The 15,713-nt window shown below is 68.3% G+C and carries 12 protein-coding genes; 7 read left to right on the top strand and 5 right to left on the bottom strand.

Annotation, left to right across the window (positions count from 1 at the left end; genetic code table 11):
• Positions 1-3 precede the first annotated feature (3 nt).
• Genes AAG801_RS09660 through AAG801_RS09680 form a run of 5 tightly spaced genes read left to right on the top strand, consistent with a single transcriptional unit; the run spans position 4 to position 6,258 of the window.
• The gene (locus tag AAG801_RS09660) at positions 4-1,524 is read left to right on the top strand and encodes a sugar ABC transporter ATP-binding protein (protein ID WP_341888200.1); all 1,521 of its coding nucleotides are present in this window, start codon (positions 4-6) and stop codon (positions 1,522-1,524) included.
• Positions 1,521-2,555, top strand: coding sequence for an ABC transporter permease (locus AAG801_RS09665; protein ID WP_341888201.1), 1,035 nt, complete (start codon positions 1,521-1,523; stop codon positions 2,553-2,555). The genes AAG801_RS09660 and AAG801_RS09665 overlap by 4 nt, the downstream gene beginning before the upstream one ends.
• On the top strand, positions 2,552-3,586 hold the full coding sequence (yjfF, locus tag AAG801_RS09670) for a galactofuranose ABC transporter, permease protein YjfF (protein ID WP_341888202.1): 1,035 nt from the start codon (positions 2,552-2,554) through the stop codon (positions 3,584-3,586). The genes AAG801_RS09665 and yjfF overlap by 4 nt, the downstream gene beginning before the upstream one ends.
• A 10-nt stretch (positions 3,587-3,596) precedes the next feature.
• The gene (locus AAG801_RS09675) at positions 3,597-5,333 is read left to right on the top strand and encodes an IlvD/Edd family dehydratase (protein WP_192195058.1); all 1,737 of its coding nucleotides are present in this window, start codon (positions 3,597-3,599) and stop codon (positions 5,331-5,333) included.
• A gap of 7 nt (positions 5,334-5,340) precedes the next feature.
• The gene (locus AAG801_RS09680) at positions 5,341-6,258 is read left to right on the top strand and encodes a dihydrodipicolinate synthase family protein (RefSeq protein WP_341888203.1); all 918 of its coding nucleotides are present in this window, start codon (positions 5,341-5,343) and stop codon (positions 6,256-6,258) included.
• A gap of 46 nt (positions 6,259-6,304) precedes the next feature.
• Here AAG801_RS09680 and AAG801_RS09685 read toward each other — a convergent pair whose 3' ends face one another.
• From AAG801_RS09685 to cphA (AAG801_RS09705), 5 genes are all read right to left on the bottom strand, one after another.
• Entirely contained in the window at positions 6,305-6,571 is a 267-nt protein-coding gene (locus AAG801_RS09685; protein ID WP_192195060.1) for a hypothetical protein, read from the bottom strand.
• 147 nt (positions 6,572-6,718) lie between these two features.
• Positions 6,719-7,225 carry a hypothetical protein gene (locus AAG801_RS09690; RefSeq protein ID WP_101491098.1) on the bottom strand — a complete coding sequence of 169 codons (507 nt, stop codon included), beginning with the start codon at positions 7,223-7,225 and terminating at the stop codon, positions 6,719-6,721.
• Between the two features lie 49 nt (positions 7,226-7,274).
• Positions 7,275-7,691: a hypothetical protein gene (locus AAG801_RS09695; RefSeq protein ID WP_101491097.1), complete on the bottom strand. Its 417-nt coding sequence runs from the start codon at positions 7,689-7,691 to the stop codon at positions 7,275-7,277.
• Positions 7,692-7,898: 207 nt separating this feature from the next.
• The gene (gene cphA / locus AAG801_RS09700; protein WP_341888204.1) at positions 7,899-10,466 is read right to left on the bottom strand and encodes a cyanophycin synthetase; all 2,568 of its coding nucleotides are present in this window, start codon (positions 10,464-10,466) and stop codon (positions 7,899-7,901) included.
• An 87-nt stretch (positions 10,467-10,553) separates the two neighbouring features.
• Positions 10,554-12,800: a cyanophycin synthetase gene (cphA, locus tag AAG801_RS09705; RefSeq protein ID WP_341888205.1), complete on the bottom strand. Its 2,247-nt coding sequence runs from the start codon at positions 12,798-12,800 to the stop codon at positions 10,554-10,556.
• A gap of 139 nt (positions 12,801-12,939) precedes the next feature.
• On the opposite strand from cphA (AAG801_RS09705), the gene AAG801_RS09710 reads away from it, so the two are divergent.
• The gene (locus AAG801_RS09710) at positions 12,940-15,228 is read left to right on the top strand and encodes an ABC transporter ATP-binding protein (RefSeq protein WP_101491094.1); all 2,289 of its coding nucleotides are present in this window, start codon (positions 12,940-12,942) and stop codon (positions 15,226-15,228) included.
• On the top strand, positions 15,228-15,713 hold the full coding sequence (locus AAG801_RS09715) for a DUF1854 domain-containing protein (protein WP_341888206.1): 486 nt from the start codon (positions 15,228-15,230) through the stop codon (positions 15,711-15,713). Before AAG801_RS09710 ends, AAG801_RS09715 begins: the two co-directional genes overlap by 1 nt.

Genomic DNA, 15,713 nt, shown 5'->3' on the forward strand with positions numbered 1-15,713 from the left:
CGCATGACCGACGGCACCGTCACCCCCGTGCTGGAACTGCGGGGCATCCACAAGCAGTTCAGCGGCATCGCCGTGCTGAACGATGTGCAGCTCAAGCTCTACCCGGGCGAGATCCACGCGCTCATGGGGCAGAACGGCGCGGGCAAGTCCACGCTCATCAAGGTGCTCACGGGCGTGCTGCCGTCGAGCGGCGGCGAGATGTTCCTGGAGGGCGAGGCCATCCGGCCGGCGTCGCCGCTGGAGGCGCAGAAGCTGGGCATCAGCACCGTCTACCAGGAAGTGAACCTGTGCCCGAACCTCTCGGTGGCCGAGAACGTGTTTGCGGGGCGCTATCCGCGCTGCAGCGCGCTGCAGGGCTTTCGCATCGACTGGGCGGCTGTGAACCGTCGCGCCGAAGCGCTGCTGGCGCGCATCGGGCTCGACATCGACGTGACGCGCTTGCTGTCGAGCTATTCGGTGGGCGTGCAGCAGATGGTGGCGATCGCGCGAGCGCTCGGCGTGTCGTCGAAGGTGCTGATCCTCGATGAGCCGACCTCGAGTCTCGATGACGACGAAGTCGAGAAGCTCTTCGAGGTGCTGCGGCGGTTGCGCGGCGAAGGGCTGGCGATCGTGTTCGTCACGCACTTTCTCAACCAGGTGTATGCGGTGTCGGACCGCATCACGGTGCTGCGCAATGGGAACTGGGTCGGCGAGTGGAAGGTGGCAGACCTCGGGCCGCAGGCACTGATCGCGGCGATGCTCGGGCGCGAACTGGCGGCGCAATCGGCGCGGCCTGCGGCACTGCCTGCGTTCGACGAAGCGGCGCCTGCGCTGCTGCAGTCCGAAGGGTTGGGGCAGGCCGGGCAGTTGCAGGCGACCGATCTGCGTGTGCGGGCCGGCGAGGTCGTCGGCATCGCGGGGCTGCTGGGTGCGGGGCGCACGGAACTTGCGCGGCTGTTGTTCGGGCTTGAATCGCCGGATCGCGGCGTGTTGAAGATCGACGGCCGCTCCGTCAGTTTTTCGAATCCGGCCGATGCGATTCGCGAAGGGCTTGCGCTGTGTCCTGAAGAACGCAAGACCGACGGCATCGTGGCCGAGCTGTCGGTGCGCGAGAACATCGCACTCGCATTGCAGGCCCGGCTCGGCACGCGGAAGTTTCTTTCACACGCCGAGCAGACCGCGATGGCCGAGCGCTTCGTCGCGTCGCTGGGCATCAAGACGGCGAGCGTCGAAACGCCCATTGGCCTGCTCTCGGGCGGCAACCAGCAGAAAGCCATGATCGCGCGCTGGCTCGCGACCGAGCCGCGCCTGTTGATCCTGGATGAGCCCACGCGCGGCATCGACGTGGCTGCCAAGCAGGAAATCATGGAAGAAATCCTGCGGCTCGCGCGCGCGGGCATGGCGGTGATTTTTATCTCGTCGGAGATGAGCGAGGTGGTGCGCGTCGCGCATCGCATCGTGGTGCTGCGGGATCGCAAGAAGGTGGGCGAGCTGCCGGGTGGTTCGACCGAGGACGAGGTCTACGAAATGATTGCTGCCGCATGAACCGCCTCTCGTCCCTCATGAGCCACCGCCTCGCCTGGCCGGTCATCACGCTGCTGCTCCTGCTCGCCATCAACACCGCGTTCAACGCGAGCTTCCTGCACCTCGAATGGCGCGATGGCCATCTCTACGGCAGCCTCATCGACATCGTGAATCGCGCGGCGCCGCTCGTGCTGGTCTCGCTCGGCATGACGCTCGTGATCGCCACGCGCGGCATCGACATCTCGGTGGGCGCGGTGGTGGCCATCGCGGCGGCGGTCGCGGCCTGGATGATCGGCGGCTCGGTGTCCAGCGACGTGAGCCGCTTCCCGATGCCACTCGCGATCCTTGCGGCCATCGCGGTCGCCTTGCTGTGCGGCCTGTGGAACGGCCTGCTGGTCGCCAAGGTCGGCATGCAGCCGATCATCGCGACGCTGATCCTCATGGTCGCAGGGCGCGGCATCGCGCAGCTCATCGCCGACGGGCAGATCATCACGATCTACTACAAGCCCTTCTTCTTCCTCGGCAGCGGCTACCTGCTGGGGTTGCCGTTCTCGCTGTTCATCGTGGCGGCCGTGTTCGTGCTGCTGTACCTGGCGATCACGCGCACGGCGCTCGGCCTGTTCATCCAGGCGGTGGGCATCAATCCGACCGCGGCGCGCGTGGCGGGCATCCAGTCGCGGCGGCTCGTGGTTGGCGCGTATGCGTTCTGCGGTGCGTGCGCGGGCGTGGCGGGCCTGTTGATCAGCTCGAACGTGAAGAGCGCGGACGGCAACAACGCGGGGCAGTTGCTGGAGCTCGACGCGATCCTCGCGGTCACGCTCGGCGGCACGGCGCTCACGGGCGGGCGCTTCAGCCTCGTGGGCAGCGTGATCGGCGCGCTCATCATCCAGACGCTGACCTACGCGATCTATTCGCTGGGCGTGCCGCCCGAGATCAACCTCGTGGTGAAGGCGGTGGTGGTGTTCGTGGTGATGCTGATGCAGTCGCCGGAGTTCAGGGCGGAAGTGCGGTCGCTGGTGCAGCGGCCGGTGCGTGACGGGAGCAGGGCATGAGCGCGGTGATCGAGACCAACACTGCACCCTCACCCCAACCCTCTCCCGCGCGCGGGAGAGGGGGCAAGGCGGGGCTCAATCCGAAGTACCTGCCGCTGACTGCGACCATCTCGCTGTTCATGCTGATGGCGACGCTGGGCTCGGTGTTCTACGACGGCTTTTTCTCGGCGCAGGTGTTCCTCAACCTGCTGATCGACAACGCCTTCCTGATCGTCGTGGCGGTCGGCATGACCTTCGTGATCCTCTCGGGCGGCATCGACCTGTCGGTGGGCTCGGTGATCGCGCTCACGACGATGGTGTCGGCCTCGCTGGTCGAGAAGCACGGGTGGAGCCCGGCCATCGTGATTCCGCTGGTGCTCGCGATGGGCACGGCCTTCGGCGCGTTCATGGGCCTGCTCATCGAGCGCTTCCGGTTGCAGCCTTTCATCGTCACGCTCGCGGGCATGTTCCTCGCGCGGGGGCTGTGCTACCTCATCAGCATCGACTCGATCAGCATCACGAACGCGTTCTACTCCGAGGTTTCGCAGGTCCGCATTCCCATCTGGGGCGAGGCCTCGGTGTCGATCAGCGCGGTGATCGCCATCGCGGTGCTGCTGGCCGCGGTGTTCATCGCGCACTGCACGCCCTTCGGCCGCGCGGTGTACGCGATCGGCGGCAGCGAGCATTCGGCGATGCTCATGGGCCTGCCGGTGCGCCGCACGCTCGTGGGCGTGTACACGCTCTCGGGTTTCTGCTCGGCGCTGGCCGGCGTGATATTCACTTTCTACATGCTCTCGGGCTACGGCCTGCACGCGGTCGGGCTGGAACTCGACGCCATCGCCGCGGTGGTGATCGGCGGCACGCTGCTCACGGGCGGCGTGGGCTATGTGGCGGGCACGCTCTTCGGCGTGCTGATGCTCGGAATCATCCAGACGCTGATTTCCTTCGACGGCACGCTGAGCTCGTGGTGGACGCGCATCGTGGTCGGCGCGCTGCTCTTCGTGTTCTGCCTGCTCCAACGCTTCTTCACCTTGCGCGCCCCGCGCCGCTGACCACTTCCCCATGACAAAGAAATTGCGCTCGACCGAATGGTTCGGCTCCGCCGACAAGAACGGCTTCATGTACCGCAGCTGGATGAAGAACCAGGGCATCCCCGACCACGAGTTCGACGGCCGGCCGATCGTCGGCATCTGCAACACCTGGTCGGAACTCACGCCCTGCAACGCGCACTTCCGAAAGATTGCCGAGCACGTGAAGCGCGGCATCTCGGAAGCGGGCGGCTTCCCGGTCGAGTTCCCGGTGTTCTCGAACGGCGAGTCGAACCTGCGGCCCACCGCGATGCTCACGCGCAACCTCGCGAGCATGGACGTCGAAGAAGCGATTCGCGGCAACCCCGTCGATGCGGTGGTGCTGCTCACGGGCTGCGACAAGACCACGCCCGCGCTGCTGATGGGCGCGGCCAGCTGCGACATCCCGGCCATCGTGGTCACGGGCGGGCCGATGCTCAACGGCAAGCTCGACGGCAAGAACATCGGTTCGGGCACGGCGGTGTGGCAGCTGCACGAATCGCTGAAGGCGGGCGAGATCGACCTGCACCAGTTCCTCTCGGCCGAAGGCGGCATGTCGCGCTCGGCGGGCACCTGCAACACGATGGGCACGGCCTCGACCATGGCCTGCATGGCCGAGGCGCTGGGCACCTCGCTGCCGCACAACGCGGCGATTCCCGCGGTCGATGCGCGGCGCTATGTGCTGGCGCAGATGTCGGGCATGCGCGCGGTGCAGATGGCCAAGGAAGGGCTCACGCTGTCGAAGATCCTCACGCGCGAGGCCTTCGAGAACGCCATTCGCGTCAACGCGGCGATCGGTGGATCGACCAATGCGGTGATCCACCTGAAGGCGATTGCGGGCCGCATCGGCGTCGAGCTGGAGCTGGAAGACTGGACGCGCATCGGCAGCAACACGCCAACGATCGTCGACCTCATGCCCTCGGGCCGCTTCCTCATGGAAGAGTTTTACTACGCGGGTGGTCTGCCTGCCGTGCTGCGCCGCCTCGGCGAGAACGGCCTGCTGCCGCACCCCGATGCGCTCACCGTCAACGGCCGGTCGATCTGGGACAACGTGCGCGACGCGCCGAGCCTCGACGACGAGGTGATCCGCCCGCTCGACAAGCCGCTGATCGCCGATGGCGGCATCCGCATCCTGCGCGGCAACCTGTCGCCGCGCGGCGCGGTGCTCAAGCCCTCGGCCGCCACGCCCGAGCTGCTGAAGCACCGCGGCCGCGCCGTGGTGTTCGAGAACCTGGAGCACTACAAGGCACGCATCGTCGACGAAGACCTCGACATCGATGCGAGCTGCGTGATGGTGCTGAAGAACTGCGGGCCCAAGGGCTACCCCGGCATGGCCGAGGTCGGCAACATGGGCCTGCCGCCGAAGCTGCTGCGCCAGGGCGTGAAGGACATGGTGCGCATCTCGGATGCGCGCATGAGCGGCACGGCCTATGGCACGGTGGTGCTGCACGTCGCACCTGAAGCGGCGGATGGCGGGCCGCTCGCAGCGGTGCGCGACGGCGACTGGATCGAGCTCGACTGCGATGCGGGGCGATTGCACCTCGACATCAGCGACGAAGAACTCGCATCGCGCCTCGCGTCGTTGTCCGCCTCCGATGCGCAGCCGATGAGCACGCGCGGCGGCGGCTACCAGAAGCTCTACGTGAACCACGTGCTGCAGGCCGATGAAGGCTGCGACTTCGATTTCCTGGTCGGCTGCAGAGGCTCGGCCGTTCCCCGCCATTCCCATTGATCTCACCATGACCCCCCGATACCGCGGCATCTTCCCGGTGGTGCCGACCACCTTCACCGAACAGGGCGCGCTCGACCTGGAGAGCCAGAAGCGCTGCGTCGATTTCATGATCGACGCTGGCTCCGACGGCCTGTGCATCCTCGCGAATTTCTCCGAGCAGTTCGTGCTGTCCGATGAAGAGCGCGAAGTGCTCACGCGCACCATCCTCGACCACGTGAAGGGCCGCGTGCCGGTGATCGTGACCACCACGCACTACAGCACCCAGGTCTGCGCCGAGCGCAGCCGCCGCGCGCAGGACATGGGCGCCGCGATGCTGATGGTGATGCCGCCGTACCACGGCGCGACCTTCCGCGTGCCCGAGCCTCAGATCCATGAGTTCTACGCGCGGCTCTCGGATGCAGTGACGATTCCGATCATGATTCAGGACGCACCCGCGAGCGGCACGGTGCTGTCGGCGCCGTTCCTCGCGCGCATGGCGCAAGAGATCGAGCAGGTCGCGTACTTCAAGATCGAAACCGCCGGTGCGGCGTCGAAGCTGCGCGAGCTGATCCGCTTGGGCGGCGATGCCATCGAAGGGCCGTGGGACGGCGAAGAAGCCATCACGCTGATGTCCGACCTCGATGCCGGTGCGACCGGTTCGATGACCGGCGGCGGCTACCCCGACGGCATCCGCCCGATCATCGAAGCGCACCGCGCGGGCGACCGCGACAAGGCCTTCGCGCTCTACCAGCAGTGGTTGCCGCTCATCAACTACGAGAACCGGCAGGCGGGCCTGCTGGCCTGCAAGTCGCTCATGAAGGAGGGCAGCGTGATCGCTTGCGAGGCGCCGCGGCATCCGCTGCCCGCGCTGCATCCCGAGACGCGCGCCGGCCTCATCGAGACCGCGAAGCGGCTCGATCCGTTGGTGCTGCGCTGGGGGAAGTGAGAAAGAAAAAAGGCGGGCCTGGGTGCCAGGCCGCCATGGGACGGGCTCAGGGAGCGGGGTTGCCCGCTTCGAGCTCGGTGACTTGCAGCGAGAGATCGAACAGCTTGGACTTGCTGGCGTAGTAGCGGTCCAGGCGCCACTCCTTGAGGATGTCCATCGCGAGTTCGAAGCTCTTGTAGTCGAGGCTGTAGAGCGTGATCAGCTCGAAGCTGCGTTCGGATTCGAGCGCCAGCACCAGCTGGGCAAGGATCTTGGCCGATTCGTTGGCCGGGTCCGTTTCGATGAATCGGCGAGCGACCTTGATGGCATTCATGGGAAAGTGTTCCTCGGTTGGCAGGGACCGGGAACTATAGCTAGCACATGCCTTTGTTTTGTGACCGTTTCATGACAAACGAGGGCATCGCCACGGGAGCGCCCGTCGGTGTTATCACCGAGACGCTCCCGGGGGATGCGCATCGCGTCACTGCAGCGGCATCGGTGCCGGGCGCGGCATGGGCCTCGGCATGGGCATCGGCATCGGTTCCGCAGGCATGGGGGCCGGCATCGGCGCGACCATCGGCGGCGGCAGTGAGGTGGCCGGTATGTTCACCACGCGGGTCGAGACCGACTCGCGGATCACGCCACCGCCCATCACGCTGCCATCGACATTGCTGCGGATGTTGCCCTCGCTGCCCAGCACGCGTGCTTCGCAGTCGGCGCGCTCGGCCGGCGGCTGCAGGCCGCAGCGGGCCACGGCGTTGGCGCGGTAGTCGGGCGCTGAGGTGAGGCCGCCGCGTGCAGCGGCCTGGCGTGCAGCGCCGGCTTCGCGGATGCAGGCGGCGCGGTCCTGCTGGTTGTGGCCGCAGACCGCAATCTCTTGCTGGTAGGTGCTGCCGCCGTCGCCACGGGCGGCCGTGGCGATGGTGGTGGTGGCCAGCCCGCTGAGTGCGAGCAGGGCGAAGATCATCGAACGCGCATTGTTTGGCATGAGGTGCTCCTTGTCTGGCGTATCGGGGTGAAGGCCGGCCTTGTTTCGATCAACGCACCGGCTGCACGGGCTGTGGCGGCAGCGGGGTGACGGTTTCGCGGATCACGCCGCCGCCCATCACGCTGCCTTCGGTGGAGGTGCGCGCACCGCCGCGGATGCGCGCTTCGCAATCGGCCCGGTCGGCCACGGGTTGTTCGCGGCAGCGTGCGAGCGCGTTGGCGTCTTCGCGCACCGCGTCGGGCGTGGTCAGGCCGTGGCGCCCGGCTTCCTGGCGCGCGGCGCCGGCTTCGCGCAGGCAGGCGGCGCGGTCCTGTTGCACGCCGTCACAGGTGGCGCGCTCCTTCTGCATGCGGGCGTCGCTGCCGGGCGCCTGGGCCGAGGCCAGCGGCGCACCGGCCATGAAGAAGCCGCCGACTGCCACAAGGGCAGCCGTCGAGAGCGTGGAACGGAAGGTGTGGATCGTCATCGGGGCTCCTGAGGCGGCGCGCCGTGCGAACAGAGAACAGAAACCAAAAGAACGCAGGGCGCGACCGGTGTCCCAGTGTGGGCCGGCCAGTGGCGCGGGGCTGTGGGACAAGCCGCGCGCCGTGGAGCGGGCCGGACGCGCCCCTGCGTGTGGGACACGTCCGTCAGCGCGAGGAGGGCGTGCCTCCTGCGCTGCGATGCGAGGGGTTCAGCCCTGCGCGATGCGCTGCGCGAGGTGGGCCAGCGCCTCTTCGACCTGGTCGACGAGGATCAGCGACAGGTCGCCCGGCTGCAGCCGCGCCAGCGCGGTGTCGATGGCGACGAACTCGCCGCGAATCTCGTCGATCTGGCGTGTGCGCGACGCACCTTGCAGGCCCTGGCGCAGCAGCGCCATCACCTCGCCGTCGGCGCGCCCGCGCTGCGCTGCGTCCTGGTACAGGATCACGTCGTCGAAGGCCTGGCCGAGGATCGCGGTCTGGTCGCGGATGTCGGAATCGCGCCGGTCGCCCGCGCCGCTGATGACCACCGAGCGCTTGTTGGCGGGCATGGTGTCCACGGCCGACACCAGCGCCTTCATGGCGTCGGTGTTGTGGCCGTAGTCGGCGATCACGGTGGCACCGCGGTAGTCCATGACGTTGAAGCGCCCGGGCACGCCGGCCGCGTCGTTCATGAAGCTCGACAGGCCGCTGCGGATGGTGTCCCAGTCCAGGCCCACGGCCCACGCGGCGGCCACCGAGGCCATCACGTTGTCGACCTGGAAGCCGATGGTGCCGCCGCGCGTGATCGGCACGTCGCGCAGCGCGATGCGTTCGCGCCACGAGCCTTCGGCGGCCACCAGCGTGTCCTGGTCGACATACACGGTGCGCTTGCCTTGCGCGCGGTGCGTGGCCATCACCGGGTGCATGCGGTCGGCGGTGAAGAAGATCACGTGGCCGGGGCAGCCGGCCGCCATGGCGGCGACGTTCACGTCGGCCGCGTTGAGCACCGCATAGCCGTCGGCGGCCACGTTGCGCACGATCACGCGCTTGAGCACCGCCAGGTCTTCCACCGTGGTGATGTAGTTCAGGCCCAGGTGGTCGCCGCTGCCGATGTTGGTGACCACGGCCACCTCGCAGCGGTCGAAGCCCAGGCCCTCGCGCAGCACGCCGCCGCGGGCCACTTCGAACACGGCCGCATCGACGTCGGGGTGCATCAGCACGTTGCGCGCGCTCTTGGGGCCGCTGCAGTCGCCGCTGTCGGTCTGGCGGCCGTTGACGTACACGCCGTCGGTGTTCGTCATGCCGGTGCGCAGGCCGCTGGAGGCAATGATGTGGTTGATCAGGCGCGCGGTGGTGGTCTTGCCGTTGGTGCCGGTGACGGCCACCACGGGAATGCGGCCGTCGTCGCCGGGCGCGAACAGCGTGTCCATCACCGCTTCGCCGACCGCGCGGCCGCGGCCGAACGAGGGCGAGATGTGCATGCGCAGGCCGGGCGCGGCGTTCACTTCGACCACGCCGCCGTGCTGTTCTTCAAGCGGGCGCAGCACGTTCTCGCAGACCATGTCGACGCCGCAGATGTGCAGGCCGACCATCTGCGCCGCATCGACCGCGCGCGCGGCCACTTCGGGGTGCACGGTGTCGGTGACGTCGGTGGCGGTGCCGCCGGTCGAGAGGTTGGCGTTGTTGCGCAGCACGACGCGCTGGCCCAGCTCGGGCACGCTCTCGGGCGTGAGGCCCTGCGATTCGAGCCGGCCGATGGCGATGTCATCGAGGCGGATTTTGGTGAGCGAGGTGGCGTGGCCTTCGCCGCGGCGCGGGTCGAGGTTCACGGTGTCGATCAGCTGGCGCACGGTCGAGCTGCCGTCGCCGATGACCTGCGGCGGGTCGCGGCGCGCGGCGGCCACGAGGCGGTCGCCCACCACGAGCAGGCGGAAGTCGAAGCCGGGCAAGAATTTCTCGACCATCACTTCGCCGTACACGGCGGCCGAGTCGTAGGCCGAGGTGAGTTGTTCGCGCGTGGTGATGTTCACCGTCACGCCCTTGCCCTGGTTGCCGTCCTGCGGCTTCACCACGACCGGCAGGCCGATTTCTTCGGCGGCAACCCAGCCGTCGTCGGCACTGACCACGGGGCGGCCCAGCGGCACCGGCACGCCGGCGGCGTTGAGCAGTTGCTTGGTGAGTTCCTTGTCCTGCGCGATGGCTTCGGCCACGCCGCTGGTGCTGTCGATTTCGGCGGCCTGGATGCGGCGCTGCTTGGAGCCCCAGCCGAACTGCACCAGGCTGCCGCTGGTGAGGCGGCGGTACGGAATGCCGCGCGCCACGGCGGCGTCGACGATGGAGCCGGTGCTCGGGCCCAGGCGCTCCGACTCGTCGAGGTCGCGCAGCTCGGTGATGGCGGCGTCGGCATCGAAGGGCGTGTCGGCCAGTGCGGCCTGGATCAGCTCCTCGGCCAGGGCCAGCGCGCGGCGGCCCACGTCTTCCTCGGAGTACTGCACGGTGACCTGGTACACGCCTTCTTCGGTCGTGGGTGCGGTGTTGCCGAAGTTGACGGCGCAGCCGGCCTGGGCCTGCAGCGCCACGGCGGCGTTCTCGAGCACGTGGGCCAGCGCCAGCGGCTGGCCGAGCACCATGGGGTGCAGCTCGCCGATGGTCGGGAAGCGGGCGCGCAGGCGGGCTTCGAACCCGTCGAGCTTGCCGACGGCGTTCTCGTCGCCTTCGCAGGCCACGACGGCCTCGATGGTGGTGTGGCGGCTCCAGAGATTGGGGCCGCGCAGGGCGCGGATGCGGGTGACTTTCATGGGGCTACGGCACGGGGCGCGCGGTTGCAGTGATCTTGCGGAGTGACCTGGGCGCCGGCCCCGCGGGTGGCGGGGCGGCGCATCGGGTCATGCCAGTTGTTGTTGCTGAGGTGAAAGCGGCGAGGTCTGCGACAGCTGCAGCGAGGCCAGGGCCGCCTGCAGGTCGGCTTCGAAGGCCTCGACGCCGGCGCCGATCAGGTTGAGCGGAATGCCCAGGGCCCAGCCAGCGGCCACGGCGGCCAGCAGGCTTTCGAGGCTCACGCCGACGTGGGTCGCGCGCCAGATGGTCAGGCGGCCCAGGCCGGGCAGGAACGATTCGCTCGTGCCGTTGGCCAGCACCACGCGGTCCTGGCGCACCAGCACGGCCTTGCCGCCGGCGGCCTGGTGCGCGGTGAACGCGGCGGCCTGCGGGTCGGTGCCGTAAAGGATGACGGCGCCGTCGCACAGCGGCGCCAGCGCGGCGATGCGCGGCTCGTCGGCGTTCAGCACGGCCGTGCCTTCGGCCAGCACCACGTCGACCTGCGTGCGCAGCACCTTGACCATCTGGTCGCTCTCGGTGATGTCGTAGTCGGCCAGGGCTTCGGAGCCTTCGAGGTCGGTCACGATGCCGACTTCGCAGCGGTCGTAGGCCAGGCCGTCGCGCAGGATGGTTTCGGCGCCGTTCTCGATCACCACGGCTTCGACGGCGCGGTTCACCAGCAGGCGGTGGCCGGCGTCCCAGTTGGCGCTGTTGCGTGCGTCGACGCGGCGGCGTTCGAGGAACAGGCCGTCGCGGCAGGCCAGGCCGGTGTGGCGCCCGCCGAGGTTGATGAGCCAGGCCACCAGGCGTGCGAGCACGGCGGTGTCGCGCGAACCGGCCACGCCCACCACGGGGATGCGGCCGGGTGCGTCGTTCGGGAACAGGTGGTCGCAGATGGCGCGGCCCACGGGGCGCGGCGAGCCGATGGCCGGCTTCAGGTGCATCAGCAGGCCGGGGCCGGCGTTCACTTCGACGATCGCACCGCCCTGCGGGCCCAGCGGCTTGGAGATGTCCTGCGCGACCATGTCGATGCCCGCGATGTCCAGGCCGACCACGCGGGCGGCGAGCACGGCGGCGTGCGCCACCTCGGGGTGCACGAGGTCGGTGCAGTCGTAGGCCATGTTGCCGTTGCGCTGGATCGTGACCACGCGGCCGGCGGCCGGCACCGAAGTGCCGTCGAGTTCCTGGCGCTTGAGCTCCAGCTGCAGCTTGGCGTCGGTGGCCAGCACGATCACGTCGAGCGGAAACTCTTCTTCGGCGCCGCGGCGCGGGTCGCTGTTGAGCTGCTTGTCGATCAGCCCGGCCACGGTGTTCGTGCCGTCGCCGGTCACGGTGATGATCTCGCCGCGCGCGGCCGCCACCACCTCGCCGCCCACCACCAGCAGGCGGTGTTCGTGGCCGCGAATGAAGCGCTCGACCATCACGTCGCTGCCCTCGGGCTCGGCGACCGCAAAGGCGGCCATGACTTCCTCGCGCGTGGTCAGTTCGAGCGACACGCCGCGGCCATGGTTGGCGTCCGACGGTTTCACGACCACGGGCAGGCCGATGTCTTCGGCGGCTTCCCAGGCTTCTTCGGGCGACTCGACCACCTGGCCGTGCGGCACGGGCACGCCGCAGCTGGCGAGCAGCGACTTGGTCAGTTCCTTGTCGCTGGCAATCGATTCGCCGATGGCGCTGGTGTAGTCGGTTTCCGCGGTCCAGATGCGCTGCTGGTTGGCGCCGTAGCCCAGTTGCACCAGGTTGCCGCTGTTCAGGCGCATGTGCGGAATGCCGCGGTCGGTGGCGGCGGACACGATGGCCGCGGTGCTCGGGCCGAGGTAGCAGTCTTCGACCTTGGCCTTGACCGCCTCGACCGCCGTCTGCACGTCGGCTGCGGTGAACGGGTCGTTGTTGATGGCTGCCATCAGCAGGCGGTGGCCTTCGGTCAGCGCCACGCGGGCGACCTGCTCGTCACGCGCCCGGAACACCATGCGGTACACGCCGTGCTCCGAGGTGCTGCGGGTTTGCCCGAAGCCGGTCGGCATGCCGGCCAGGTTCAGCAGTTCGATCACGACGTGCTCCAGCACGTGGCCCGACCAGGTGCCTTCGGTGAGGCGCTGGATGAAGCCACCGCGCTCGCCCACGCCGCAGTGGTGCTCGATGAGCGCCGGCAGCAGGGTGGTCAGCCGGTCGGTGAAACCGTCGATCTTGTTGGAGGGGAAGTCTTCCAGTTGACCCAGGTCGAGCCAGACTTCGAGCACCGGACGGTAGGTCCAGAGGTTGGGACCGCGCAAATAGTTAATGCGCAGCAATTGGATGTCGTCGAAACGGGTCATGCAAACGTTCGATGTGCTTTGGCCGAGCACCACGGCGCCTTCAAGCGCACCCATGGCGATCAGTCAGAATCGGCGCCCGACCAAGGACGCCATGACGCGGTCCCTGCGGCCCGCGACGGGCAAGAGTCAAATAAACACAATGCAACATCACGATCCAGTCGGCGCCCAGGCGGGCGAAACGGAGGCGGTTTCAGGCGTGCTGAAAAGCCGACTCGCAGGCGCTGAAAACGTTTCGGTAACACTTGCGGTTGACCTCGACGACCAACTTCGATTCGCCACGGGCCTCGTCGCCCTGACCGACCAGCGGCTCATCGCCCTGGAACCCGGCGGCGAATGGCGTGAGTGGCCACTCTCCGATCAGGCCTTGGAAATGCGTCTTTCCGACCATGCCGGCGTCGGAACCCTCGACCTTATCGGGCCCGCCGGACAGCTCGCCCGGTGGCGCTACACGCTCGCCGGCCAGCCGGCGGCGCTCAAGATGCTCAAGTTGTTCGGCCAGCGCGCGGCACCGGCTGTCACGAAGGCGACAGAAGAGGTGCCCGAAGGTCTCGAGGTCGACGGCACCGACACCGAACTGCAAACGCCGCCCTCGACCTGGGTGCTGCTGCGTTTGGGCCGCTTTGCCGGTCCGTACCGCAAGCAGCTGATCCTCGGGTTTGTTCTGACCCTGATTTCCACGGCCGCCACGCTGGTGCCGCCGTACCTGACCATCCCGCTGATGGACGACATCCTGATTCCGTTCCAGAACGGGCAGAAGATCGATTCCGGCCGGGTCGGCCTGTACCTGGGCGGCCTGCTGATCGCGGCGCTGGTCGGCTGGGGGCTCGGCTGGGCGCGCACCTACCTGCTGGCGCTGGTGTCCGAACGCATCGGCGCCGACCTGCGCACCACCACCTACGAGCACCTGCTGACCCTGCCGCTCGACTACTTCGGCGGCAAGCGCACCGGCGACCTCATGGCGCGCATCGGCTCGGAAACCGACCGCATCAACGTCTTTCTGTCGCTGCACGCGCTCGATTTCGCCAACGACGTGCTGATGATCGTCATGACGGCGGTCATCCTGTTCTCGATCAACCCGCTGCTGGCCGTGGTCACGCTGGTGCCGCTGCCCTTCATCGCCTGGATGATCCACGTCGTGCGCGACCGCCTGCGCACCGGCTTCGAGAAGATCGACCGCGTCTGGTCCGAAGTGACCAACGTGCTGGCCGACACCATCCCCGGCATCCGCGTGGTCAAGGCCTTTGCGCAGGAGCGCCGCGAAGCCGAGCGCTTCCGCGTCGCCAACGCCTACAACCTGCAGGTCAACGACAAGCTCAACCGCACCTGGTCGCTGTTCACGCCGACCGTGTCGCTGCTCACCGAAATCGGCCTGCTCGTGGTCTGGGCCTTCGGCATCTGGCAGGTGGCGCGCGGCCACATCACGGTGGGTGTGCTCACCGCCTTCATCGCCTACATCGGCCGCTTCTACACGCGGCTCGATTCGATGAGCCGCATCGTCTCGGTCACGCAGAAGGCCGCGGCCGGCGCCAAGCGCATCTTCGACATCCTTGACCACGTGAGCAACGTGCCCGAGCCGGCCAACCCGGTGAAGGTGGAGCGCGTGCAGGGCCGCATCGAGATGAGCGGGCTGGGCTTTCGCTACGGCTCGCGCGCCGTCATTCATGACCTCGACCTGACCATCGAGCCCGGCGAGATGATCGGCCTCGTGGGCCACAGCGGCTCGGGCAAGAGCACGCTGGTCAACCTGATCTGCCGCTTCTACGACGTGACCGACGGCGCCATCAAGGTGGACGGCACCGACATCCGCCGCTTCGCCGTGGCCGACTACCGCCGCCACGTCGGGCTGGTGCTGCAGGAGCCGTTCCTGTTCTTTGGCACCATCGCGCAGAACATCGCCTACGGCAAGCCCGACGCCACGCGCGAAGAAGTCGTGGCCGCAGCCCGCGCCGCCCACGCGCACGACTTCATCCTGCGCCTGCCGCACGGCTACGACTCGCTGGTCGGCGAGCGCGGCCAGGGCCTGTCGGGCGGCGAGCGCCAGCGCATCAGCATTGCGCGCGCACTGCTCATCGACCCGCGCATCCTGATCCTCGACGAGGCCACCTCGGCCGTGGACACCGAGACCGAGAAGGAAATCCAGAAGGCACTCGACAACCTCGTGCAGGGCCGCACCACCATCGCCATCGCGCACCGTTTGTCCACGCTGCGCAAGGCCGACCGCCTTGTGGTCATGGACCGCGGCGAGGTGGTCGAGGTCGGGCCGCACGACGCGCTCATGGCCAAGCAGGGCGCCTACTGGCGCCTGTACCAGGCGCAGCTGCGCCAGGGCGACGAAGACGATGTGAGCGAGGGCGCCGCCGACGAGCGCGCCAACGCCCAGGCGCCGCTGGCCGTGAGCCACGCCGCCCATCCGGCAGGGGACGTGTGATGAGCACTAACACCAACAACACCATCAGCTTTGAACTCGCACGCGACACCTTCGGCCGCCTCGTGCTGACCGACGCACAGGGCGAGCGCCACGTGGGCGTGACGCCCGTGCGCGCCTTTCCGCTGAGCGCGCCCAACGAGGGCGTGTCGCTCGTCGGCAGCGAAGGCCGCGAACTCGTGTGGGTCGACCGCGTCGACCAGCTGCCCGCACCCGCGCAGGCGCTGCTGACCGAAGAACTCGCCGTGCGCGATTTCGCGCCCACCTTGCTGAAGCTGCACGGCGTGTCGAGCTTCGGCGTGCCCAGCACCTGGACCGTGAGCACCGACCGCGGCGACACCAGCTTCGTGCTCAAGGCCGAGGAAGACATCCGCCGTCTCGACGGCGGCGCGCTGCTCATCGCGAGCGCGCACGGCGTGCAGTTCCGCATTCCCGATACCAAGGCGCTCGACCGTGCCTCGCGCAAGCTGCTGGAGCGCTTTCTCTAG

The organism is Variovorax sp. YR752 (assembly GCF_943372545.1).